23 protein-coding genes are annotated in these 23,067 nt (G+C 26.3%); 20 read left to right on the top strand and 3 right to left on the bottom strand.

The annotated features are described in order from the left end of the window. Window positions 1–87: 87 nt before the first annotated feature. The 14 genes from BTM21_RS09915 to BTM21_RS09850 all read left to right on the top strand — a co-directional run bounded on the left by BTM21_RS09915 (window position 88) and on the right by BTM21_RS09850 (window position 13,330). Complete coding sequence (locus BTM21_RS09915; protein WP_021874844.1) at window positions 88–558, top strand: VanZ family protein; 471 nt, start codon at window positions 88–90, stop codon at window positions 556–558. 176 nt (window positions 559–734) lie between these two features. Beyond that, window positions 735–2,342 carry an NTP transferase domain-containing protein gene (locus BTM21_RS09910; RefSeq protein ID WP_021874845.1) on the top strand — a complete coding sequence of 536 codons (1,608 nt, stop codon included), beginning with the start codon at window positions 735–737 and terminating at the stop codon, window positions 2,340–2,342. 20 nt (window positions 2,343–2,362) lie between these two features. Next, complete coding sequence (locus BTM21_RS09905; protein ID WP_021874846.1) at window positions 2,363–3,310, top strand: DMT family transporter; 948 nt, start codon at window positions 2,363–2,365, stop codon at window positions 3,308–3,310. Window positions 3,311–3,312: 2 nt separating this feature from the next. Beyond that, window positions 3,313–3,996: a sugar phosphate nucleotidyltransferase gene (locus tag BTM21_RS09900; protein WP_021874847.1), complete on the top strand. Its 684-nt coding sequence runs from the start codon at window positions 3,313–3,315 to the stop codon at window positions 3,994–3,996. Between the two features lie 221 nt (window positions 3,997–4,217). Continuing rightward, window positions 4,218–5,021 (top strand): cohesin domain-containing protein, encoded by an 804-nt coding sequence (locus BTM21_RS09895; protein ID WP_021874848.1) that lies wholly within the window; start codon window positions 4,218–4,220, stop codon window positions 5,019–5,021. A gap of 21 nt (window positions 5,022–5,042) precedes the next feature. Then, complete coding sequence (locus BTM21_RS09890; RefSeq protein ID WP_021874849.1) at window positions 5,043–5,462, top strand: hypothetical protein; 420 nt, start codon at window positions 5,043–5,045, stop codon at window positions 5,460–5,462. 140 nt (window positions 5,463–5,602) lie between these two features. Beyond that, window positions 5,603–6,316 (top strand): transaldolase, encoded by a 714-nt coding sequence (locus BTM21_RS09885; protein ID WP_021874850.1) that lies wholly within the window; start codon window positions 5,603–5,605, stop codon window positions 6,314–6,316. Window positions 6,317–6,344: 28 nt separating this feature from the next. After that, window positions 6,345–6,791: a PTS sugar transporter subunit IIA gene (locus BTM21_RS09880; protein WP_021874851.1), complete on the top strand. Its 447-nt coding sequence runs from the start codon at window positions 6,345–6,347 to the stop codon at window positions 6,789–6,791. A gap of 26 nt (window positions 6,792–6,817) precedes the next feature. Continuing rightward, the gene (locus BTM21_RS09875) at window positions 6,818–7,105 is read left to right on the top strand and encodes a PTS sugar transporter subunit IIB (RefSeq protein ID WP_079481110.1); all 288 of its coding nucleotides are present in this window, start codon (window positions 6,818–6,820) and stop codon (window positions 7,103–7,105) included. 12 nt (window positions 7,106–7,117) lie between these two features. Beyond that, complete coding sequence (locus tag BTM21_RS09870; RefSeq protein ID WP_021874853.1) at window positions 7,118–8,497, top strand: PTS ascorbate transporter subunit IIC; 1,380 nt, start codon at window positions 7,118–7,120, stop codon at window positions 8,495–8,497. Between the two features lie 84 nt (window positions 8,498–8,581). Continuing rightward, window positions 8,582–10,714, top strand: coding sequence for a BglG family transcription antiterminator (locus tag BTM21_RS09865; protein ID WP_021874854.1), 2,133 nt, complete (start codon window positions 8,582–8,584; stop codon window positions 10,712–10,714). 161 nt (window positions 10,715–10,875) lie between these two features. Continuing rightward, entirely contained in the window at window positions 10,876–11,148 is a 273-nt protein-coding gene (locus BTM21_RS09860; RefSeq protein ID WP_021874855.1) for a helix-turn-helix domain-containing protein, read from the top strand. Window positions 11,149–11,165: 17 nt separating this feature from the next. Then, window positions 11,166–11,984, top strand: a complete 819-nt coding sequence (locus tag BTM21_RS09855; protein WP_021874856.1) for a hypothetical protein — start codon at window positions 11,166–11,168, stop codon at window positions 11,982–11,984. 14 nt (window positions 11,985–11,998) lie between these two features. Continuing rightward, a complete protein-coding gene (locus tag BTM21_RS09850; RefSeq protein ID WP_021874857.1) occupies window positions 11,999–13,330 on the top strand; it encodes a replicative DNA helicase in 1,332 nt (443 codons plus the stop codon). Between the two features lie 885 nt (window positions 13,331–14,215). Here BTM21_RS09850 and BTM21_RS09845 read toward each other — a convergent pair. The 3 genes from BTM21_RS09845 to BTM21_RS09825 form a co-directional block, all read right to left on the bottom strand. Continuing rightward, window positions 14,216–14,866 (bottom strand): ABC transporter ATP-binding protein, encoded by a 651-nt coding sequence (locus BTM21_RS09845; RefSeq protein ID WP_021874858.1) that lies wholly within the window; start codon window positions 14,864–14,866, stop codon window positions 14,216–14,218. A gap of 762 nt (window positions 14,867–15,628) precedes the next feature. Then, a complete protein-coding gene (locus BTM21_RS09835) occupies window positions 15,629–16,048 on the bottom strand; it encodes a hypothetical protein (RefSeq protein WP_096145422.1) in 420 nt (139 codons plus the stop codon). Window positions 16,049–16,402: 354 nt separating this feature from the next. Further along, window positions 16,403–17,194: an ABC transporter permease gene (locus BTM21_RS09825; RefSeq protein WP_021874861.1), complete on the bottom strand. Its 792-nt coding sequence runs from the start codon at window positions 17,192–17,194 to the stop codon at window positions 16,403–16,405. Window positions 17,195–17,393: 199 nt separating this feature from the next. On the opposite strand from BTM21_RS09825, the gene BTM21_RS13795 reads away from it, so the two are divergent. From BTM21_RS13795 to BTM21_RS09800, 6 genes are all read left to right on the top strand, one after another. Then, a complete protein-coding gene (locus BTM21_RS13795) occupies window positions 17,394–17,558 on the top strand; it encodes a hypothetical protein (RefSeq protein ID WP_021874862.1) in 165 nt (54 codons plus the stop codon). Window position 17,559: 1 nt separating this feature from the next. Then, window positions 17,560–18,126, top strand: coding sequence for an ATPase (locus tag BTM21_RS09815; protein WP_021874863.1), 567 nt, complete (start codon window positions 17,560–17,562; stop codon window positions 18,124–18,126). Between the two features lie 482 nt (window positions 18,127–18,608). After that, the gene (locus tag BTM21_RS09810) at window positions 18,609–19,532 is read left to right on the top strand and encodes an Rpn family recombination-promoting nuclease/putative transposase (RefSeq protein ID WP_021874864.1); all 924 of its coding nucleotides are present in this window, start codon (window positions 18,609–18,611) and stop codon (window positions 19,530–19,532) included. A gap of 263 nt (window positions 19,533–19,795) precedes the next feature. After that, a complete protein-coding gene (locus BTM21_RS14000; RefSeq protein WP_242944830.1) occupies window positions 19,796–20,173 on the top strand; it encodes an AAA family ATPase in 378 nt (125 codons plus the stop codon). Beyond that, window positions 20,163–21,140 (top strand): ATP-dependent endonuclease, encoded by a 978-nt coding sequence (locus BTM21_RS09805; protein WP_242944831.1) that lies wholly within the window; start codon window positions 20,163–20,165, stop codon window positions 21,138–21,140. Before BTM21_RS14000 ends, BTM21_RS09805 begins: the two co-directional genes overlap by 11 nt. A 26-nt stretch (window positions 21,141–21,166) precedes the next feature. Then, window positions 21,167–23,008, top strand: coding sequence for a UvrD-helicase domain-containing protein (locus BTM21_RS09800; protein WP_021874868.1), 1,842 nt, complete (start codon window positions 21,167–21,169; stop codon window positions 23,006–23,008). Window positions 23,009–23,067 lie beyond the last annotated feature (59 nt).

The following is a 23,067-nucleotide window of genomic DNA, read 5'->3' as shown; positions in this document are numbered from 1 at the left end:
TGTTTTTTTCAAGTAGCTTTTTTAATATCTTTGTAATATTGAGAGACATAATATTTGGTATAATAGTTAAATAGGTAAGGAGGTATTATGAAGAAATTAGCGTTAATAGTAATTAGTATTTTATGTGTACTTTTTATATTTTCAAACTCAAGTAAAAGTGGAGAGGAATCTAATATAAAAAGTAAAAGTATAGTGAATAAGATTGTTGATAAAATAGAGGAAAAGGTAGAGAATAATTCTATTAAGAAAATAAATATAAATAAAAATAAATTAAATTTACTTTTAAGAAAAGCAGCACATGCTTTAGAATTTCTTATGTTGGCTATTGTAGTAGCTTTAGTTTTAGAGAACTTTGGAATCAAGGGTAAAAATGCTATTATTTATATATTATTTATAGTATTGCTTGTTGGGGTTCTTGACGAGTTTTATCAATTATATATACCAGGTAGAACTTCAAGTGTAAGGGATGTATTAATTGATTTTTCTGGTGGGATTTTAGGGACAACTATTTTTTTTATTTTAAGAATACCTTTAAGTTTAAAAAACTTTAACAAATAAAACTTAATGAATGATAATTTACAACGATAATATAAGTTTGATATAATTTAGGTGTATTTTATATTAAATTCATATTTAATATAAAATAAGGATGGGTGTGGCTATCCTTATTTTTATGTAAAAGCAAATATTACTGTTGAACATAGTTATTTAAGAAAATTACTTAGGGGGTAATTATGAATAATAAAGTGGATGGTATAAGGGAAGCTGTTATTTTAGCAGCAGGAGAAAAAGACTTTCATAAGCCAGCGTGTGCTTTAGAAGTTGAAGACATTACTTTAATTGAAAGAGCTATAAGTATATTAAAGGAAAATGGAATAGAGAAGATAGTTATAGTAACGGGATATAATAGTAGCTTTTTGGAGGAATTAGTTAAAAAAGAAAGCAGTGTAGTTTTAGTGAATAATGAAAAGTATAAATGGACAGGAAATATGACTTCACTAGCTTTAGCAAAAGAATTTATAACAGATGATTTTATCCTTATAGAAGGGGATTTGATTTTTGAAAGTCAGGCTATTTCTCAAATTGTTAATAGCAAGGAAAAAGATTGTGTTCTTATAACTAATGAAAGTGGTTCAGGGGATGAAGGCTTTGTTCAGTTAAAGAATGGATATTTATTTAAGTTATCTAAGGATATTCATCAATTTAATAGAATAGATGGGGAAATGATAGGGATTAGCAGAATTTCTTATAGTTTATACAGTAAGATGCTTAAGGAATTTGAAAACAATATAAACCCATATTTACATTATGAATATATGCTTTTAGATTTATCAAGGGAGCATAGGGTAGCGGCCTTAAAAATAGATGATTTAGCTTGGGGAGAAATTGATACTTTAAAGCAGTATGATGCAATTAAAAATTATTTATTTTCTAAGATTAAAAGAAAAGATTTAAAATTTGAAAAGGATAATATAAAAAGCATAATACAAAGGTATTTAGATATCCCAGCAGAAAATGTTACTACAGTTATACATGCAGGGGGAATGACTAATAAGAATTATAAAGTATGTATAAATGGAGAATATTTTATATTAAGAGTTCCTGGAGCTGGAACTGAAAATATGATAAGCAGAAAAAATGAAATGGTTAATTCTAAATTAGCTTCAGATTTAGGATTAAATGTAGACATACCTTGCTTTGATGAAGAAAGAGGAATTAAGATATCAAAGTTTATAGAGGAAGCTGAAACTTTAACAGGAAGAGCAGCTAAAAAAGAAGAAAATATGAAATTAGTTACTGACATATTAAGAACTTTACATAATTCAAAGATAGAGATGTTAAATACTTTTGATGTTTTTAGTGAAATGGAGAAGTATGAAGACTTAGTAAAAGCTTGTAAGGGAAGTTTTTATAAAGATTATTTTGAAGTAAAAAATAGAGTGATGAGATTAAAAGATATATTTAAAGAATGTGATTTTAACCTTGTACCATCTCATAATGATACTGTACCTGAAAACTTTGTTAAAGATAAAGATGGTCGTTTATATTTAATAGATTGGGAGTATAGTGGTTTAAATGATGAGATGTGGGACTTAGCAGCTCATAGCATAGAATGTAAATTTTCAGAAAGTGATGAGGAGTTATTTTTAAAATTATATTTTAATGGTGAAGCAAGTAAGAATAATAGAATTAAGCTTTTAATAAATAAAATATGCCAAGATTTTTTATGGGCAGTATGGACGTTAATAAAGGAAGCTAAGGGTGATGACTTTGGAACTTATGGTATCGATAGATACAATAGAGCCAAGGAAAATTTAGATAAGCTTGAAAAATTAATTTAGAGGATTTATGGGGTTAAATTATGAAAAATAGAATATTGAATATAGGAACAGGGGCAGCTGGGATATCAGCTATAATGTGGGGTGCAGATACTGTTTTAATGGGAATAATTTTAGCGATGACTCCTTTTATAGAAACTTCAGAGGCTATGTTTTTAGCACCTTTTATAAGTACATTTTTACATGACTTATTTTCAGCTATGTGGACCTTTTTGTATCTATGTGTAACAAAGAAACTTAAAGCTTTATTTAAGGAAATGAAAACTAAAAGTGCTTTTTATGTTGTAATAGGAGCATTGTTAGGTGGACCTGTTGGTATGACTGGTTACTTATTATCAATTAAGTATTTAGGACCATCATATACAGCAGCAATATCCTCATTTTATCCAGCAGTAGGAGCAGTACTTGCAGCAATAATCCTTAAAGAAAAGATAAATAAAGAAGCATGGCTTGGACTAATTATTAGTATAACTGGTATTGTAATTTTAGGATATTCAAAAGGAGATAATACAGGAAATGTTTTAGGGTTTGTTTTTATAATTCTATGTGTTTTAGGCTGGGGATCAGAAGCTGTTATATGTGGTTATGGAATGAAGGATGAGGAGATAAGCTCTAATTCTGCCCTTCAAATAAGACAGTTTACTTCAGCAATAGTGTATGGATTTTTAATAATTCCATTAATTAAAGCAATTCCATTAACTATTGAAACAATAAAAAAACCAATTTTTATAGTCATTATAGTAACAGCTCTTTTTGGAACTATATCATATTTATGTTATTATAGTGCAATACAAAAGATAGGAGCCACAAAAGCAATGGGAATAAATATAACATATTTTGCTTGGGCTATAATTTTTGAAACTATATTTTTAGGAAGAGAACTTTCTATAAAAACAATAATATTAGGTGGAGTTATTATGATGGGATCATATTTAGTAGCTAAAGAACCTAATGAAATTAAGGAGGCATAGGGATGAGAGCAATTCTTTTGGCAGCAGGAATGGGAACTAGGTTAAGACCATTAACTTTAGATACTCCTAAATCCTTAATAAAAGTTAATGGAATGCCATTAGCAGAAAGACAAATTCAGTTTTTAAAGGAAAAAGGAATCGACGAAATAATAATAGTAACAGGATATTTAAATGAAAAATTTGAATATCTTAAAAATAAGTATGGAGTAACTTTAGTTTACAACGATAAATATAATGTATATAACAATATTTATACAATGTTTCTAGTTAGAGAATTTTTAAAAGATTCTTATGTTATAGATGCAGATGTGTATATAAATAGAAACTTTTTACTAGAAAAACCTAAAACTTCAACTTATTTTTCAGCTTACAAAAAGGATGTTAAAAACGAGTGGAAGATAATCTTTGATGAAAACAATAAGGTTTCAGATATTGAAGTTATGGATGGACAAGGCGAAGGCCATATCTTATCAGGGGTTTCATATTGGAGCAAAAAGGACGCAGAGGTTATTATAAAGGATTTAGAAAGAGTTATAGAAAATGAAGATTTTTCTAATTTTTATTGGGACGATATAGTTAAGGATAATATTAAAAAGCTTGATTTATATATAAATAAAATAGAAGAAGATGATATTTTCGAGATAGATTCTATAGAAGATTTAGAATATGTTAAGAAAAGGCTTTAGATATTAATAATTTGTAAATAATGAAATTATTTTCACAAATTCAATTAAAAATAATATATAATAAATATGTAAATAAATTCAAAAATCAAATTATAGATATTATAAGAAATAGAATACCGTGAGCAGTGTTATTACTACAAAAGATACACCTATTTATTAGGTGTATTTTTGTGTGTTTTTATTAAAGAAATTTAAATTTAATTTAAGGGGGAAATAAATTAATGAAAAAGATTTTAGGATTATTATTTATAATTTTTATTTTATCTATACATGTAGTTTGGGCTGATGATAAGCCTTTAGTTAATATTAATGTTGATGGTGAATTAAAAAAGGGGCAGGATATTGTAATAAGCTTAAATATAGAGAATGTAGAAAACTTATATTCATTGTCAATGGATTATACATATAATTCGGATATAATTGAAATAAAATCAATAGTAGAAGGAAGCCTTATTGAAGGAAATAAATTTGAAGAATTAATAAATGAACCTAAAAAAGATGGGGATACAGCAAGTTATAAAATGACTTTTAAAGGTATGGTTGAAGGTGTTAGTGGATCAGGTTCAATAATTAAAATAAAAGCAAAAATCATAGGGGATGGGACTTTAGATATAAATGATACTAACTTAACTATTAAATTAGTTGGGATAGATAGTGGAAATAATGTATATAATATGCCTTTTGATTTTAAAAGAGGTATAAAAAATGAAGATAATGGAAATGATAAAAAAGAAGGTATATTTTTAGACTCAGATGAAAATTTAACTTACGACACCACAAAGGTAAAGTCTAACTTTATTGATAGAGTGTTAGGTTTTTTACATTTAGATAAAAAAAATAACAAATTAGAAAAAAATAATATAATACGTAAAGATGGAGATACTTCAAATGATATTTCAAATGAAGAACCAGATAAGCTTTCTATCAATAAAGGAGCAAATAATAAGGTTAAAGATATACTTATTTTAAGTGGTATAATAGTTATAGGTATGGCAGGTATATTTATTTTCAAAAATAAAAAGTAAAAGTTTAGGTATGGGGTTTATATGGTTAAGGATGTAGATTGCATAAGTAAGGCAATATTAAATTATTTTGATAACAATATTAGTGAGCATATAAATAGAGAAGCAAAAGAGTTTATTTTAGAGAAGGACAGCCTTAGTAAGTACGATCTTATGAGATGTAACTATAAAATAAAAAAGTTAGAAAATAGAAATCAATTAGACATAGTGAATTTTGGATTTGTATATTTATATACTTTATCTAAAATTCTTAATAGTAACCTTGTTTTTGGAGAGGATTTAGTAACAGTAAAGAAAGTCTTTTTTGAAACAAGGGATGCCGTTTTAGACTACCTAAAAATGTCAATAGATGAAGAGGCTTTAAGAGATAAACTAGACTTAGCACTATCAAGCTTAGGTTTATCTAGTGAAGCTATCGATAAAATTAAAGCTTTAAGTATTTAAAAATAAGTTATGCATTTTTGCATAACTTATTTTTTTGCCACAATAGAGTGAAAACCTTTGTCCTTTAAATACATATAGAGGGGGAATATAATGATATTGTAATCAATTACAAGAGATTGTTTAAAGGGGAGGACTAAATAATGGTTAAGGACTTAAAAGTAAAAATTTTTGCTGATGGAGCAAATTTAGAAGGTATGTTAGAGGAATATAAAAAGGGAATAGTAAAGGGATTTACAACTAATCCATCTTTAATGAAGGCAGCAGGTATTAAAAGTTACTCTGAATTTGCAAAGCTAGTTTTAGATAATATAAAAGATATGCCAATATCTTTTGAGGTATTTTCAGATGATATTGATGAGATGGAAAAAGAAGCTCGTGAAATAGCAAGCTGGGGAGAAAATATTTATATAAAAATTCCTGTAACTAATACTAAGGGAGAATTTACAGGTAAGGTAATTAAGAACTTATCAAAGGATGGAATAAAGGTTAATGTAACAGCTGTATTTACAGTAGAACAAGTTAAAAATATTTTAGCTGTATTAGATGAAAATACTCCAAGTATTATTTCAATATTTGCTGGAAGAATTGCTGATACAGGTTTTGATCCTGAAAATCTTGTAAAGGAATCTGTAGATTTTGCTAAGAAAAATAAAAACTGTGAAATATTATGGGCAAGTTGTAGAGAAGTTTTCAATATAGTACAAGCTGATAGATGTGGATGTCAAATAATAACTGTAACAAACTCTAATTTAAATAAATTATCTTTATTTGGAAAAGACTTAAAGGACTATTCATTAGAAACAGTAAAGGGCTTCTTTAAGGATGCCACAAGTTTAGGATATAAGATTTTATAATAAAACTTAAAGTTAAGAAGGATTTAATATGTTAAGAGAATTATTAAATGAAGATATTATTAAATTAGATGTTAATGCAAAGACATGGCAAAATGCCATATATGAAGTTGGAGATTTACTTTTAAAAGCAGGGAAAGTCGAAGAAAAATATATAAAAGCAATGATAGATACAGTAAATGAAATGGGTGCTTATATAGTTATGGCAAATGGGGTTGCGATGCCCCATGCAAGGCCAGAAAATGGAGCAAAGGATATAGGTTTTTCTCTTATAACTTTAAAAAATCCTATAGCTTTTGGAAATGAGGAGTATGATCCAGTAAGGGTTATAATTGCTATTTGTGCATTAGACCATAATAGTCATATAGAACTTTTAAAAGATATAATGCTTCTTTTAGAAGATGATGATTTTATAGAGAAAATAAATAATTGTAAAGATAAAGTTGAAATAATTAATTTATTAAAAAGTTATATTTAGTTTTTAATAAAATGGAGGGTGATTTTATGAAGATAGTAACTGTATGTGGAAATGGTATAGGAAGTAGCTTAATGCTTGCAACTAAAATAGAGCAGATTTGCAGAGAAGAAGGCATGAACAATGTAGATGTTGAATCTTGTGATTTCAATGCAGCTTCAAGTAAAAATTGTGATTTATATGTTACAGTAAAGGAACTTGCAGGTAAGTTTGAAGGTAAGAATTTAGCTGTGGTAAGAAGCTATGTTAATAAGAAAAAAATTAAAGAAGATGCTCTAGAAAAGATTAAAGAAATTTATAATAATCTAAATAAATAGGGGGCGAATTTAATGGGAGTATTACAATTTGTAAAGGATGTTTTAAGTGAGCCAGCCTTGTTAATGGGTCTTATGGCTTGTGTAGGTCTTATAGCATTAAAAAAACCTGCACATAAAATTTTAACAGGTACCCTAAATCCGATTTTAGGTTACTTAATGTTAGGTGCAGGTGCTGATTTTATCGTTTCAAATTTAGATCCTTTAGGAAAGATGATTGAAAAAGGGTTTAACATACAAGGGGTAATCCCTAATAATGAAGCTGTTGTTTCTGTTGCACAAAAGATTCTCGGTGTAGAAACAATGTCAATACTTATTGTTGGTTTACTTATAAATTTAGTTATAGCTAGATTTACAAAATATAAATATGTATTTTTAACTGGACATCATAGCTTCTTTATGGCGTGTCTACTATCAGCAGTATTACAAACAGCTGGTTTTGAAGGTTATTTATTAGTTATTATAGGCGGTATTATATTAGGTGCTTGGAGTGCTATTTCTCCAGCAATAGGTCAAAAATACACATTAAAGGTTACTGATGGTGATGATATAGCTTTAGGTCACTTTGGTAGTATAGGTTATTATATTTCAGCTTGGGTTGGAGGTCTTGTAGGTAAAAATAGTGATAGTACTGAAGATATAGAAATACCAGAAAAGTGGAGTTTCTTAAGAGATTCAACAATTTCAACAGGTATTACAATGATGGTTTTCTATTTAGTATCTGCCTTTGCAGCAGGTCCAGATTTTGTAGCTGAATTATCAGGTGGAAAGTCAATGTTTATTTTTGCAATATTATCAGCTCTTAAATTTGCTGTAGGTGTTGCTATAGTTTACTCAGGTGTTAGAATGATTTTAGGAGATTTATTACCAGCCTTCCAAGGTATTGCAACTAAAATTATTCCAGATGCAATTCCAGCAGTAGATTGTGCAGTATTTTTCACATATGCTCCAACAGCTGTAGTTATAGGATTTGTAGCTAGTTTTATAGGTGGAATAATAGGAATGTTATTACTAGGCGTTGCAGGTGGAATATTAATAATTCCAGGACTTGTACCTCACTTCTTCTGTGGAGCAACAGCAGGTATATTTGGTAATGCAACAGGTGGTAAAAGAGGTGCTGTTGTAGGAGCCTTTGTTAACGGATTATTATTAAGCTTTTTACCAGCAATATTATTATCAGTAATGAGTACATTAGGTTTCCAAAACACAACTTTTGGAGATATAGACTTTGGAGTTATAGGTATATTACTTGGTAAGGTATATGAGTTTGTTGGAAAAGCTGGTATTTATGGAATAGTTGTAATATTAATTGCAGCATTAATAATTCCAAACTTTATAAAAACAAAGTCTAAGGTTATAAATAATTTAAGCGATGATGACGCTTTAAATATGTAAAATAAAAAGGTTAAGCTAAAGGTCTATATATTTATATATAGACCTTTAGTGCAACAATAAGTATTTATAGACATTGGAGGAAATATGTTAAATAAAAGGTGTAAAGATATATTATTAATGTTAATGGAAAAAGAGTTATATTATAATATTGAAGATTTAGCCAATGAGTTTAATGTAAGTAAGAGAACTATAAGATACGATTTAGATAAGATAGATTATTTTTTAAAGAGTAATTCCTTAACTGAAATAAGTAGAAAACCTAATGCTGGAGTTAAACTTTCTTTAAAGGACAATGAAAAAAATAGCATTAATGATATTTTTAGAAGAATAGATATTAATAATTATGTCTTATCCCAAGAAGAGAGGGTAGTTATTATACTTTACGAACTTTTAACATCAAAATCTGAAATAAAGTATAGGGTACTTACAGAAAAACTTATGATAAGTAAAAGTACTTTAGTATCAGACCTTAAGCTAGTTAGAAAATGGCTTAAAGGTTATAAGCTAGCTATATCAACAGAAAATAAAAATGGTTTAATTATTGATGGTGAAGAAAAAGAAATAAGAAAGGCTATGGTTGATTTATTAGTTAACGATGGTGGAGGATATAATATTATAGAAATTGTAGATAGTATATATTCTAAAGAAAATATGGTTATTTTTCATACTATACAAAAGGATTTCTTTAAATGTGAAGATGTAAAGTTTGTAGAAAGTATAGTTAGGAATTTAGAGCATAAAAAGAAGTTTAGCTTGTCAGATGAAGCTTTTATGAACCTTGTTATAAATATTTTAGTTACTGTAAAAAGAAATTTAATTAATAGAAACTTAGATTATAGCGATTATAATTTAGATTATATAAATTGTAGTGAAGAATATGGAATAATTACTGAAGTGGTAGGAAGTGTTGAAGAGTATTTTGATATTAATATTTCTAAAGGAGAAGTTCAATACTTAACTATGATAATGCAAGGAAGCAGTATAAGTGGGAAGAATGTTTTAGAGCAACCTACTTCTTATGAAATTGAATATATAACAAATAAATTAATAAGAAATGTAGAAAAAGTGGTGTGTAAAGGACTTAGAAGTGATTATCAATTATATGATGGAGTTTTAAAGCATATTAATTCCTTAGTATTTAGAATAGTATATGATAGACAAACTACTAATGCTTTAATTGATAATATAAAGAATTCTTATAGTGAGATTTTTTATGTTATAAGACAAGCCTCTAATTTTATAGAAAGAAAATATAAAAAAGAAATTAGTGATGATGAAATAGGATATTTAACTTTATATTTTCAAGCTGCCATAGAAAGAAAAGATAGAATAAAAGAAAGTAATGATAAATTAAATTTAAAAAGCAAAAATATAGATGGAGTGAAAAATGTAATTATTGCATGTTATGGAGGCTTTGCAACAGGTAGACTTTTAAGCTCTAAGATAAAAGAGATGTTTAATGTTAATATAGTTTCAGTAACTTCTCTTCATAATCTTTCTAAAATTATTTTAGAAAATGATGTAGATTTAGTAATTAGCTCTATAAAAATAAAAGAAAATTTAAGTGTGCCAAGTGTAGTTGTATCTCCATTATTGTCCTGTGAAGATATAGTTAATCTTAAAAGATATATAAATGTAAGCTCTACAATATATAATGTAGATGTAGTAAATGATATATTAAGTATTATTGAGGATCGAGCTAACGTTAATGATAGAATGGAACTTAAAAAGGAACTTATGAAGTATTTTAATATAATAGATAAAAATAGTAATTCATTGTTAAGCAATTTTAGTATAAATAATATAAATTTATCTATAGAGGAAAGTGATTGGAGAGAAGCTATAAGAAAATCAGCTAAGCCATTATTAGAAGACGGGGTAATAAATAAAGCTTATATAGATGATATGGTAAAGAATATAGAAGATTTAGGACCTTACATAGTTGTAGATGATGGGATTGCAATTCCACATGCAAAACCAGGTAAAAATGTTAAGGGATTTGGATTTACTATAACTACTTTTAAAGAACCAATTAGTATTTTAAATAAAGATGGAGTAAAAGTATTTTTTACTATGGCTACAGAAAATGAAAAGGATCATATAGATATAATAACTCAATTGATGAAACTTGTAGAGGATGAAGATTTTATTGAGTTGTTGAAGGTTTCAAGTAATCCAGTTAAGGTCTTTCAAAGAGTTAGGGAGATAGTGAGTTAATATGAGACTAAAAAGGTGATGTCTTTTTATGTCGGAAAAAACTTTTAAAAAAAATCATGTTTTTTACGGAAAATCCGTAAAACATGATTTTTTTTTCGTATTTATTATATATAAGGGTTTTTTAATTCCCTAATTATTTGCGCGCGAAAGGAGAACTTTTTATGATGAGAAAAAAATTTACTATGGTTGATAATTGGATTTTAGAAAATCAAGATTTAAGTTTGGAGGAAAAGTTTTTTCTTATAGCTTTGAAGAAGTTTGATTATAAAAATTGTGGAGAGGTATTTCCAAGCTATAAAGTTTTAATGGAGATTTGCAGCACTAAAAGAAGGGAAAAGATTTCTAAGCTTATTAAGTCTTTAAGTGAAAAGGGATATATCGAAAAGAAAACTATTAAAAAGGTAAATCATTATTATTTCAAAAATATGTTTTAGGTTAAGGGGGAGAGGTTGTGGAAATGATTAATTATAGTATAAGTGAGAAGATTGTGTTTTTAGATGAAAAATTAAGTATTGATGAAAAAGCTTTTTTATCAGGGCTTTGGTCTTTAGATGGTGAAAGGGTTGGTGTAATTGAAGCTACTTACAATGACATTATGGACTTAATAAAAATAAGGAATAGATGCAAAATATCAAAGATTATTTCTTCATTGAAGGAGAAGGGATATATTGAGCTTATTAAAACTGGTAGAGCAACTAGATATTTTTTGCATAAGGGTTATTTATTTTATGAAGGAATTAAGGATAAGCTTTTTGGTGGTATTAATAAGGCTTTAGATAAAGAAAGTGATGTGGAAAATACTGAACAAAAGGTTAAAGAAGAGAAGTATCACGAAGTATCAACAAGTATCAACAGTGAAACTTTAGAAGCATCAACCAGTTCTGAAAGTGAGAATCCAGAGGGTTCTGAAAATGGAACACTAATAATACAAGAGAATAATACAAATATATATATAAGGATTTTAGAGTGTTGGAATTCATGTAATTTAGGTTATATTGAGGAGCTAAGTTTTAAAAATAAGCTTGCCATAGAGAAGGCTTTGTTAAGTTTCTCAGTTAGTGAGATTATTCAAGGTATTTGTAATTATTCAGAAATTTTAAAGAGCAATTATTATTATAGTTTTAAGTGGAGATTGAAAAGTTTTTTAGTTAAGAACAATGGTCTTAAAAGGTTTGTAGATAGTGGTGATATATGGAACAACTATACCTCTAAGTTTAAGAAAACTTCAAGTAAAAAATTAGAATTTGATTTTACTAAATATATTGAGTAGGGGAGGAATTTATTATGCTTACTAATCAAGAAATTGTTTTAGAGCAAGAGATTTTAGGTGGGATTTTTAATAATAGTACTTTATTTTTTAGGGCTAAAGAAAAGATTAAATCTTGTATGTTTAGAATTGATTCCCATAAGAAAATTTACAAGGGAATTTTAAGGATGATGGATGAAGGGAAATCTATAGATACTATAAATTTTCTTGAAAATTATAAGAATATTACTAAAGAAATGGGGGGAGTTTCATATATTACAGAGGTGTCAACTTGCTCAATAAGTGAGGAGAATTTTAATACAAAACTTGAACTTTTAGTGGAAAATTATAAGAGAAGTGAGATTTTAAAGCTTTCAAAAAAGTTATGCACAAATATATCTACAAGTGATATGGTTGAAGCTGTGGAAAACACCTTGGCATCTGTGTATAAATCTAGTTTAACAAGGGAAGTTGACATAATTAGTCCTTATGAAAACTACTTGGATTGGCTTTATAATGATACTAGTGAAATTGGTTTTAAAAGTGGACTTAATAAGCTTGATAAACTTCTTTGTAATTTTCAAAGGGGAAGGCTTATTACTATTTTTTCAAGAAGTGGTGTTGGGAAAACTACAATGTCTTTGCAGATAGCTTTAAATATGGCTATGAATGGTCAAAAGATTGTTTATTGTAGTGGGGAAATGAGTAATACTGAGGTTTTTAATAAGATGGCATCAAGTTATTGTTATATAAAGTATTCTGATATATCTAATAAGGTTTTTGCTGATGAAGAGAAAAAGGACAAGGTTAATTATCTTATAACTAAGCTTTTAAATAATGAGTTTTATGTTACTAATGAAACTAATATTGATGTGTTGATAGATGAGATTAAGCTTTATAAATTAGAGCATGGCTTGGATGTAGTTTTTGTTGATTATATAAATAAGTATGTATCAGGAGCTAAAGGATCTTCTTTAACAGAAAAGCTTGGAGAAGTATCATCAAAACTTAAAACTTTAGCTATGCAGGAGAATATTTGTATAGTACTTTTAGCACAGGCAAATAGAGGTGTTGATAGAAATGTATCTGATAATCTATGCGAAAAAATATCAGAAAGCGATATTCAAGATAGTGCAAGAATTGAGCAAGATAGTGATCAAGTTATAGCCTTATATAGAAATAAAAAACTTGAGAATCTAGCTTATAGAGACGAAATGAGTAGAAACGGAAAAATTAATTACAATTCAAGAAGTGCAGACGAAAATCCAAATTGCATAAACGCCATAATACTAAAAAATAGACACGGAGGAAAAGGGATGGTGGGGTTGGTGTGGTATGGGGAGTATTCTAGAATTGAGAATATGTTTTAGGTAAGAATTTTTAAAGTGTGAAGTTGTTAAACTACTATATTCCAGAAAGCTATATCATTTCACTAAGAGTTTTCTTATAAATACAACTATAGATATAGCAAAAATCTCTATAACTCACATACGTTCAGACAATAGAGATTTTATTTACTATATCAAAGTTGTATTTATAAAACTCTAAATTTTATGATAATGTTTCTTTCATATAGTAGTTTAATAATATTCAAATGTAAAAATATTACTTTCAAGTTATATTGTAATTCTTAGATATGATGAGAGGATAGATAAAAACTCTATATTAGAGGGTAGAATTATAAAACTCTAGGATTTATGATAATCTTTATTGCGTATTAAGGACTACTTAATATTAAATTGTAATTATCACCTTAACTATATATTGCAATTTTATATTTTAGGGATAGATAAGGCTATAGAGTTTATAATAATGTTTCTTTTACGTAGTAACTGAATTTGATTTTTAATTATAGAAATCATCTTAAACTAAATTTGAATTTTTAAGAGTTAAGATGTTTCTTTCATATGGTAGTTTAATAATATTCAAATGTAAAAATATTACTTTTAAGTTATATTGTAATTATCACCTTCATTATATATTGCAATTTTATATTTTAGGGATAGATAAGGCTCTAAAGTTTATAATAATGTTTCTTTCATGTAGTAACTGAATTTGATTTTTAATTATAGAAATCATCTTAAACTAAATTTGAATTTTTAAGAGTTAAGATGTTTCTTTCATATAGTAGTTTAATAATATTCAAATGTAAAAATATTACTTTCAAGTTATATTGTAATTATCACCTTAACTATATATTGCAATTTTATATTTTAGGGATAGATAAGGCTATAGAATTTATAATACTGTTTCTTTTACGTAGTAACTAAACTTGGTTTTAACACTCCATTGGTTATGGTATAGATAGAATCGCATAGTGTATAAATATCTTCTTTGTTGTGGCTTGCTAGTATAATTGTTACTGATTGTTTTTGTAAATCTAGTAGTATTTTACGGATGTCATTTACAGCTTCTTCATCTAAAGCATTCATTGGTTCATCTAAAATTAGTAGTTTTGGGTTTTCCATAAGGGCTTGTGCAATTCCTAATCTTTGTTTCATACCTAAGGAGTATTTTTTTACTGGTCTATTGTCATCAGGGTTTAGACCTACTTTTCTAATAATATCTTTAATGTCTGAAGGTGTTATTTTATTACGTATACTAGCTAGTATTTCTAAATTTTTATATCCGCTATATTGAGGTAAAAAACCTGGGTTTTCTATTATTATCCCAGTATCATCTGGAAATTTCCCATTAGCTATTAATTTATCAAAGACTTTTATTTCACCAGAGGTTATATTTATAAGTCCACATATAGCTTTAAATAACATTGTTTTTCCTGAACCATTTTTCCCAATTATTCCGTATATATGTCCACTTTTGAATGAAACATTAATATTGTCTAATATCTTTATATTATTTATTATTTTAGATGCATTTTTAATTTCTACCACAGTATTATCCATGTGTCAGTTCCCCCTTTGTTATATTGTAATATTTAGCAAATCTTTTTTTATAATAGCAAAGTATAATGATAGTACAATCAAGCTATTGCTAATTAATAAAATCATTATAGAATTTAAGAATGAATTATTAATTAAATAGTATTTTAAAAAATACATTGAGTAAAAGGATTATATAGATCTATTTTTAATACACTTCCTAAGTCTATATTAATAAATATTAGTAGAATTAAACCTAGTAAAGAGTATTTATTATGTTTAAGAAGAATTATTGTAAACAAATAAAAATTAACATAAAATAAGCTATTAAGAAAAATAATAATAAAAGCATAGATTTCCTTATTTGAAAATTGAAGACTAGTAGCTAATAATTTAGAGCAAGCAATAAGCGTTAAAAAACCTATAAAAAAATAGATTATACTTGCTAAAATTAGTGTTAATTCAAGATTTAAAAACCAATTTTGTTTACTTTTAAGTCTTGAAATTAAATAGATGTTTCTACCTTGAAATTCATTGTTAATATATTGAATTATAATTAATATAAATAATAATTGAAACATAAGCCAAGAAAATGAAGCACTAATATTTTCAAGTACAGTATCTACTCCATAAAAACAATAAGTTATATATTGAAATAAGGTGGTAGGAGAGCTTTCTTTTATTAAGTCAAGTTGAAATGAAAATAATAAAAGAAAAACTAAAATATTTAAAATTATAGTTTTGTAATTAAAAATACTCCTAATATTATTTTTTATAACATTAAAATTAACATTCATATTTATAGTCCTTCTTTATAGTTATAATTAAACCAGTTAAGTAAGAGGATATTAATATAAACATCCAATAAGCCAGCCTTTTAAAAAAGTAAATAAAATTTGAAAATATAAAATTAGTAGAGTTTAGGATAAAGATATTATTTGTAAAGGTAAAATCTGAAAGTATTCTTGTTGAATCTGAAGCCATATTTAAACATATAATACCAATTGTTATAATTAATGTTATAGATCTTTTGTTAAAAATAGAATGTATCATTAAAAATATCATTCCTAAAGTAGAAAAATATAAAAAAACTAAAACATTTAAAATCATAGTATATTTTAATGGTGTAAAATAACTTAAAAAAGTATCAATATTAACTAAATCAGCATTTGCATTAAGAAAAAATTGACTCCAGTTATTTTTCATAGAAATTCTTCCTATACATTCAATAAAAGACAACAGGTTAAACATAAAAACATATAAGAAAGATGTAATAAAAACAACTATAACATTAGCATCAAAATATTGTTTTTTATCACTAAATCTAAGTAATAAATATTGGTCAAACTCTGAGTTAGAATTTATATTGTAAATAACAATTAAAAATACAATACTAAGCATAAAAATAATGAAAGATAATCAAATTGACTAATAATCACATCATATAAGTTAAACTGTACTTTCTCTTTACACATTTCTAAAAAATTTAAAAACTGATAAAGGATAGCTACAAATAAAGTTATCTTAATTTTTCTATCATTAATTTTATTATAAAAAAATCTAATTAATCTTTTCATTTGATTTTAGCACTCCATAAATAAAAGTTATTACCCCTAATGAAAGTAAAAATAGCTCATAAAATATAAACTGGTAAATATTAAGACCATTTTTAGGTGTAAATAAAGCTGTTGCATTTAATTTATTAAGTCCAAACATAACAAATATTGAACCAGAAATTATATAATAAAAAAATGGAATAGCTAATGAAATATATTTGTTATCTATAAAAGTAGAAACAGCTAAAGATAATGTTGAAAATATACAATAAAAAATACAGGAGTTAAAAATAATAAAAATAAGATATAAATATTTACCACTTGAAAATACTCCAGTGATATTCAAAGCATTTTTAGGGTTAAGTGTAAACCCATATAGTATTGATAAAAAAACTAACATCATTGAAGACGCCAATAATATAGCTAATCCACTAGAAATAAAATTAACTAATAATTTAACTAAGATATATTTTCCCTTAGAAATTCTCATATAAATAAAATTTATATAACCAGTTTTTTTATCAGATAGATAAGAGTCAGAGTAAATTAAAGAAGCTAAAAGAGGAGCTAATACCCCAAGATAACTTGCCCTATTTTCAGATCTCGAAATTAGAAATAAATCAATAAAATCATAATGCTCAGAAAAAGAATGGAAATTCCATACATTAAAATTCCAACCTAATGTAATAAATTCAAAGAAAGAATACAGCAACAACGAAAAAGCTATTAATAACGATATAAAAAAGTATTTTGAATAAATTGTACATTTTAATTCAGCCTTAAAGTAATTAAACAAAACAACACCTCTTTTGTATAAATTTTTAATAATTATTAAATTAAACCATAAAAATTATACAATATAATACCAAAAAATACAAAATATATTTCGAGACAACAGCAGAATTTATAGAAGAGAGCATTAATTTTTACATTTTATAATATAGTGGATTTAGTATATAATATTAATATAAGTGTTTTTAAAGGAGGTAATTTAAATGGAAAATAAGAATAATAATTTATACGATATTTTTCTAAGTTATTCATATAGTCAGTTAAAGGAATTATTTAAGAATGCAAAGACAAAAGAAGAACAAGACTTTTATATGACATTATCTAATTTGGTATTGCAAAAAGAGCAAGCAAAGGTCATAGGGCAATAGTATGGCGATATTTACAATTTTTGCAGGTGTTAATGGAGCTGGCAAAACTTCAATATATAAATCCATTTATTATAATGAGAATAAAGATGAAAAAAGAATAAATACTGATGAAATGGTAGCTAGAATTGGATGTTGGAAAGATACTAATATTCAAATGAAATGTGCAAGAGAAGCTGTTAAATTAATAAAACACTATATTTTAGAAGGTAGATCATTTAATCAAGAAACCACTTTATCTGGAAAAACCATAATAAAGAACATAAAGTTTGCAAAAGAAAATGGATTTTATATAGTTATGAATTATGTAGGGGTAAAAGATCCTGAAGTTGCTAAAGAAAGGGTTAAAATTAGAGTAAGTAAAGGCGGGCATGGGATACCAGATAAGGATATAGAAAGAAGATATTATGATTCATTAAACAACTTGAATAATGTGATTGCAATATGTGATGAAGTAAATATATATGATAATACAGAAGTATTGAAAGAAGTTATATATTTAAAAAATGGGGAAATAATATGGAAAGATAAAAAAATACCTAATTGGGCAAATAATATACTAAAAAAGTAGCTAGTAGAATAATAAAAATTTTACTAGCTACTTTTTTAGTATAAAGCATAGTAGAAACTTGAATTTGAGAAAATATTTTATTTAGGATTAATAATAGAAGAGAGCCTTAATATAGTTAAATTAAAGTTAATATTAAGTTTACATTAAGGAAGTTTTGTTGATGCTATAATGAAATTAATGTAGGAAAATATAATTAAAACTTGAATTTGAGATATTATTAATTAGGTTGTATAGGTGGAAGTATAATTTTTTTTGTTTACAGTACCGGGAAGCGTATCTGTGGAGAACCAAAATTATTAGAAAAAATAATTAAGGATTAGTATTCGATTTTAAAGAACATATAATGATATAAGAGATATCTATAGTATAAGTAAAATAGGATTATAATAAAGTTTCTATTAAAGAAATTTTACTTTAGTGTTATAATAAAGGTGAAATATGATAATAATTAAAACAAAAGAAAAAGTAAGGAATGTTATCATATGAATAAAAATGTTAAGAAAGAAATGTATCATATTCATGACAAAAGTTATAAGGATTTATATTCAAAAAAAGAAATAGCAATAGATTTGTTAAAGAATTTCGTAAGTAAGGATTTCACGAAATATTTAAAGGTAGAAGATTTAACTTTAGTTAATAAATCTTTTATTTCATCAGATTATGAAGAGTCAGAAAGTGATATTGTTTATAGTGCAAAAATTGGTGATACAGAAGCAATATTTTATATACTAATAGAGTTCCAATCAACTATAGATTATAGGATGCCACTAAGATTATTATTTTACATGTGTGAAATACTAAGAGAGTTCTCTAAAAATCAAAATCACGATAAAAATGATAGGAATTTAAAGATTCCTGCAGTAATACCAATAGTATTATATAATGGAAGAGAAGTGTGGGACGTACCAACTGAACTAAGAAAGATATTTTATAATGAAGAAAAATTTCATAGTGGAATTTTAAATTTCACTTATGATATATTTGATATTAACAATGGGTTTACAAAAGAAGAGTTAGTAAATAGCAAAAATGTAACAGCTGCAATATTTTTATTAGATCAAAAAATAACGCCACAAGAATTTTTGAATAGAGTTAAAGCTATAGCATTATTTTTTGATAGTTTAAGTAATGAAGAATTAAAAGCAATAAAGCATTGGATTCGAAATACTACAGAAGAGCCATTAGCTATAAAAGCTACAGAGGTATTAGAAGCGAGTAAGGAGGATGTTATTAAAATGGTTGCTAATAATGCATTTATTTTAAGAGAAATGGAAGAGAGTGCAGAGAAAAGAAAAGCAATAGAGATCGCTAGAAATTTATTAGATGTTTTAGATAATGAAACAATATCTGATAAGACAGGATTAGATATAGAGGAAATTAAAGATTTAAGAGATAAGAATTGTTAGGATAGGTGAAACCTATCCTATTTTTATAAAAAATATAGTTGAAACTTGAATTTAAAATTATATTAATTATATTGTATATGGGGAAATCTAAATTTTTATACTTACGGTACGGTGAACCATACCTGTGGAGAACCAAAATTATTAGAAAAAATATAAGAGGATGATATACAGTTTTAAAAGAGCAGCTGAATTTATTTCAGTTGTTTTTATTATATATAATAAGTTTATAATTTCAAATTATAAGCAAGAAAATTATAAAAATTATGCTTAAGTATGATACAACAACAGTATCTTATTGTTATTTAAGGAGAAAAATAGTAATATTATACTATGAAGTTGTTTACATAAGTACACAAATACAAGCTGAAGGGAAAATTATGGTTATGAGATTGAAAAAAATAAAGATTTATAATTATAGATCTTTTTGTGAAGCAAAAATAATTGAATTTAATGAATTAACAACATTTATTGGAAATAATAGCAGTGGAAAAACAACAGCATTAAGTGCATTACAAAAATTATTTGGTGCAACAGCTGGAGAAAGAGCATTGGTTAGATCAGACTTTCATTTAAATAAAGATGAGAATCCTGAAGATATTCAAGAGAAAAATTTATATATAGAGGCAGTATTTGAGGATTAGATTAGAGGCAACATGGAGTAGAGGATCAACAGTAGAAGGCAGCATAGATACAAGGCTATGTTATATAAAACAATCTGAAAGCCTAGATTTACCTTCTAAAGATGGATATTCAGAAGAAGAGTATAAATATATAAAAAATGGAGTTATAGCATATCCAGAGTTATACTTTGCAAATTTAGTTATACTAGGAGAAGGCGATAGTGAGGAAATTCTATTACCTAAAATGATAGAAGTTTTAGGTAATAAGATTGATACAAAGTCAATTTCAGTAGTTCCTTTAGGCGGTAGGCATGTAAATCATTTTTGGAGATTATTAAATCAATTAAATATTCCATATATCACACTATTAGACTTAGATAGAGAAAGATATCTTGGAGGATGGGGAAGAATCAAATATGTATGTGAAGAATTAATAAAATTAAATAAAATAACTATAGATCAGCTTGAGAAGTCAAGTGAAATTACTATGATTGGAAATTTTGATGATATGCATATTTGGAATGTAGAGAACATTGATGAGATGAATAAATGGATAGGGTTTTTAGAGGCGTATGATATTTATTTTTCAGCACCATTAGATATTGATTTTTTAATGATAAAAAAATTTAAAAGTGAGTATCTTCAGATATTAAATGAAAATGAAGGTCCGCAAATTATTGGGTATGGAAAGATAAAAGATATTGAGACAGAAAAAGATAAGAAAAATAAAAAGCGTTTAAAAAGCAAATATGACAAAAGATTATCACAAGATGTTAAAGATACATTAAAAGATAAATGTACTTCAGGAAGTACATTCACAAAAGAAGAAATGGAATTAATGATTTGGTATAAATACTTTTTCTTAACACGTGGTAAACCAACAACACATAGAGTTGCATTATTAAATATTGAAGATGAGATGTTAATTGAAAATATGCCAGATATTTTTATGAAAATAAGGAGAAATATAGAGAGCAAATTATGCTAGATAGAGTCTTTGGGGGGATGAGATAGGTGGGGATTTTAATTGATAAAGAAAAGTGGATTCCTGTAGATGGTATGATTCTAGAAGAAAATGCTTTAGAAGTAGTAAAAAGTAACAATAATATGCTTGTAATTGCAGGCCCTGGTGCTGGGAAGAGTGAGCTGTTAGCACAACGAGCATGTTATTTGTTACAAACTGATGAGTGTAAAGAACCACGACGAATATTGGCTGTTAGTTTTAAGAAGGATGCAGCTGTTAATATTAAGGAGAGGGTAGTAAAACGTTGTGGTAGGGAATTAGCTTCAAGATTTGATTCTATGACATTTGATGCATTTGCTAAATCTTTAGTGGATCAATTTTTGAATGCTATTCCAATAGAATATAGACCATTAAGAAATTATGAAATAATAGAAGATAAAGATTTAATAGAACTCTTGAGAGAAAATGAAATATTTAATTATCAATATAAGAATCAATATATAAAAGAAATTGATAAGTTAACGAGCGAAAAATTACCATTCTGTGAAGGGAATAATATCAAAACATTATGGAAATATATAGCTAACGAGGATGGTGAGCAGAAATGTTATTTAACATTTAGGATGATTAATAGGTTAGCAGAATATTTAATAAGTAGTAATCCAATGATCAAAAAAATCTTAAATATGACATATTCTCATATATTTTTAGATGAGTATCAAGATACTACTTCTTTACAGTATGATTTACTACAGAGCTGTTTTTATGATGAAGCTATACTAATAACTGCTGTTGGAGATGATAAACAAAGAATAATGGTATGGGCAGGTGCACTAAGAGATGCATTTGAAAAATTTATAAGAGATTTTAACGCAAATGATGCAATGTTAATTATGAATCATAGAAGTGCTCCAAGATTGTTGAAAATACAAAAAACTATATATAGCGAATTCTTTTATAAGGATAGTGAGGTTACATTTGATATAGAAAATAATCCAAAATGGAATGAATATGATGGAGAATCCTATTTACATTTATTTAATAATGATGAAGAAGAAGCAAAGATTATTGCACTAGAAATATATAATCTTATACAAAAAGGATATGCACATAGAGATATATGTATTTTAGTAAAGCAAACTCCTGATGTATATTGTAAAAAGATTATTGATTTTTTGAAAGAGTATGAAATATTAGCTAGAAATGAAGTAATATATCAGGATATATTAAAAGAAGAGTTAGTATTTATGTTAAATAAATTTATTAAAATATTAATAAATGAGAAATCACCAAATGAATGGGCAGACTTATTGGAATTAATGTTTGAATTGAATGAAGATAAACTAAAAGACTTATATGATATTAACAAATTTGAACACGAAATTAAATGTAAAATTATTGAGTTAAAAGAAGTATTATTAGGGGTATTAGATAAACAATCATTTAACAATTTTATATATAAGTTATTAGAGTTTATAGATATAGATAAGTATAAAGGAAAATATAATCAATATAAAAATGATAATACATTCAAATATTATATTGATAAGTATTGTGAATTATTATGGAACGAGTATGAAATGAGTGAAAATTGGAATATAGCATTAAATAACTTTAAAGGGGAAAATTCTATTCCTATTATGATAATACATAAAAGTAAAGGCTTGGAATATGAGGTGGTATTTTTTATAGGACTAGAGGATGGTGCTTTTTGGAATTTTAACAATCAAAAGAATGAAGATTTTTGTGCATTTTTTGTAGCTTTATCTAGAGCTAAAAAAAGGGTTGATTTTACCTTTTCATCGAGTAGGAGTTCAACTAAATATCCAAAACAATCTTTACATAATATTAAGGGATTTTATAAAATTTTTAAAAGATTCTTGTGTTGTTAATATAAATAATAATTTAAAGTAATAAAGGATCTTTGCATTTTAGCAAGATACAGTAGATA

It is taken from the genome of Clostridium chauvoei, assembly GCF_002327185.1.
Classification (GTDB): Bacteria; Bacillota; Clostridia; order Clostridiales; family Clostridiaceae; genus Clostridium; species Clostridium chauvoei.
Note: the sequence above shows the minus strand (reverse complement) of the source record. Positions and strands in the feature narration are given on the sequence as shown.

Coding starts and splice junctions, on each gene's coding strand:
- BTM21_RS09910 (WP_021874845.1), top strand. CDS start 735: ATGAATAATAAAGTGGATGGTATAAGGGAAGCTGTTATTTTAGCAGCA.
- BTM21_RS09895 (WP_021874848.1), top strand. CDS start 4,218: ATGAAAAAGATTTTAGGATTATTATTTATAATTTTTATTTTATCTATA.
- BTM21_RS09835 (WP_096145422.1), bottom strand. CDS start 16,048: ATGAAAAATAACTGGAGTCAATTTTTTCTTAATGCAAATGCTGATTTA.
- BTM21_RS09845 (WP_021874858.1), bottom strand. CDS start 14,866: ATGGATAATACTGTGGTAGAAATTAAAAATGCATCTAAAATAATAAAT.
- BTM21_RS14000 (WP_242944830.1), top strand. CDS start 19,796: ATGCTTAAGTATGATACAACAACAGTATCTTATTGTTATTTAAGGAGA.
- BTM21_RS09870 (WP_021874853.1), top strand. CDS start 7,118: ATGGGAGTATTACAATTTGTAAAGGATGTTTTAAGTGAGCCAGCCTTG.
- BTM21_RS09815 (WP_021874863.1), top strand. CDS start 17,560: ATGGCGATATTTACAATTTTTGCAGGTGTTAATGGAGCTGGCAAAACT.
- BTM21_RS13795 (WP_021874862.1), top strand. CDS start 17,394: ATGGAAAATAAGAATAATAATTTATACGATATTTTTCTAAGTTATTCA.
- BTM21_RS09865 (WP_021874854.1), top strand. CDS start 8,582: ATGTTAAATAAAAGGTGTAAAGATATATTATTAATGTTAATGGAAAAA.
- BTM21_RS09880 (WP_021874851.1), top strand. CDS start 6,345: ATGTTAAGAGAATTATTAAATGAAGATATTATTAAATTAGATGTTAAT.
- BTM21_RS09850 (WP_021874857.1), top strand. CDS start 11,999: ATGCTTACTAATCAAGAAATTGTTTTAGAGCAAGAGATTTTAGGTGGG.
- BTM21_RS09875 (WP_079481110.1), top strand. CDS start 6,818: ATGAAGATAGTAACTGTATGTGGAAATGGTATAGGAAGTAGCTTAATG.
- BTM21_RS09885 (WP_021874850.1), top strand. CDS start 5,603: ATGGTTAAGGACTTAAAAGTAAAAATTTTTGCTGATGGAGCAAATTTA.
- BTM21_RS09810 (WP_021874864.1), top strand. CDS start 18,609: ATGAATAAAAATGTTAAGAAAGAAATGTATCATATTCATGACAAAAGT.
- BTM21_RS09915 (WP_021874844.1), top strand. CDS start 88: ATGAAGAAATTAGCGTTAATAGTAATTAGTATTTTATGTGTACTTTTT.
- BTM21_RS09860 (WP_021874855.1), top strand. CDS start 10,876: ATGATGAGAAAAAAATTTACTATGGTTGATAATTGGATTTTAGAAAAT.
- BTM21_RS09900 (WP_021874847.1), top strand. CDS start 3,313: ATGAGAGCAATTCTTTTGGCAGCAGGAATGGGAACTAGGTTAAGACCA.
- BTM21_RS09890 (WP_021874849.1), top strand. CDS start 5,043: ATGGTTAAGGATGTAGATTGCATAAGTAAGGCAATATTAAATTATTTT.
- BTM21_RS09905 (WP_021874846.1), top strand. CDS start 2,363: ATGAAAAATAGAATATTGAATATAGGAACAGGGGCAGCTGGGATATCA.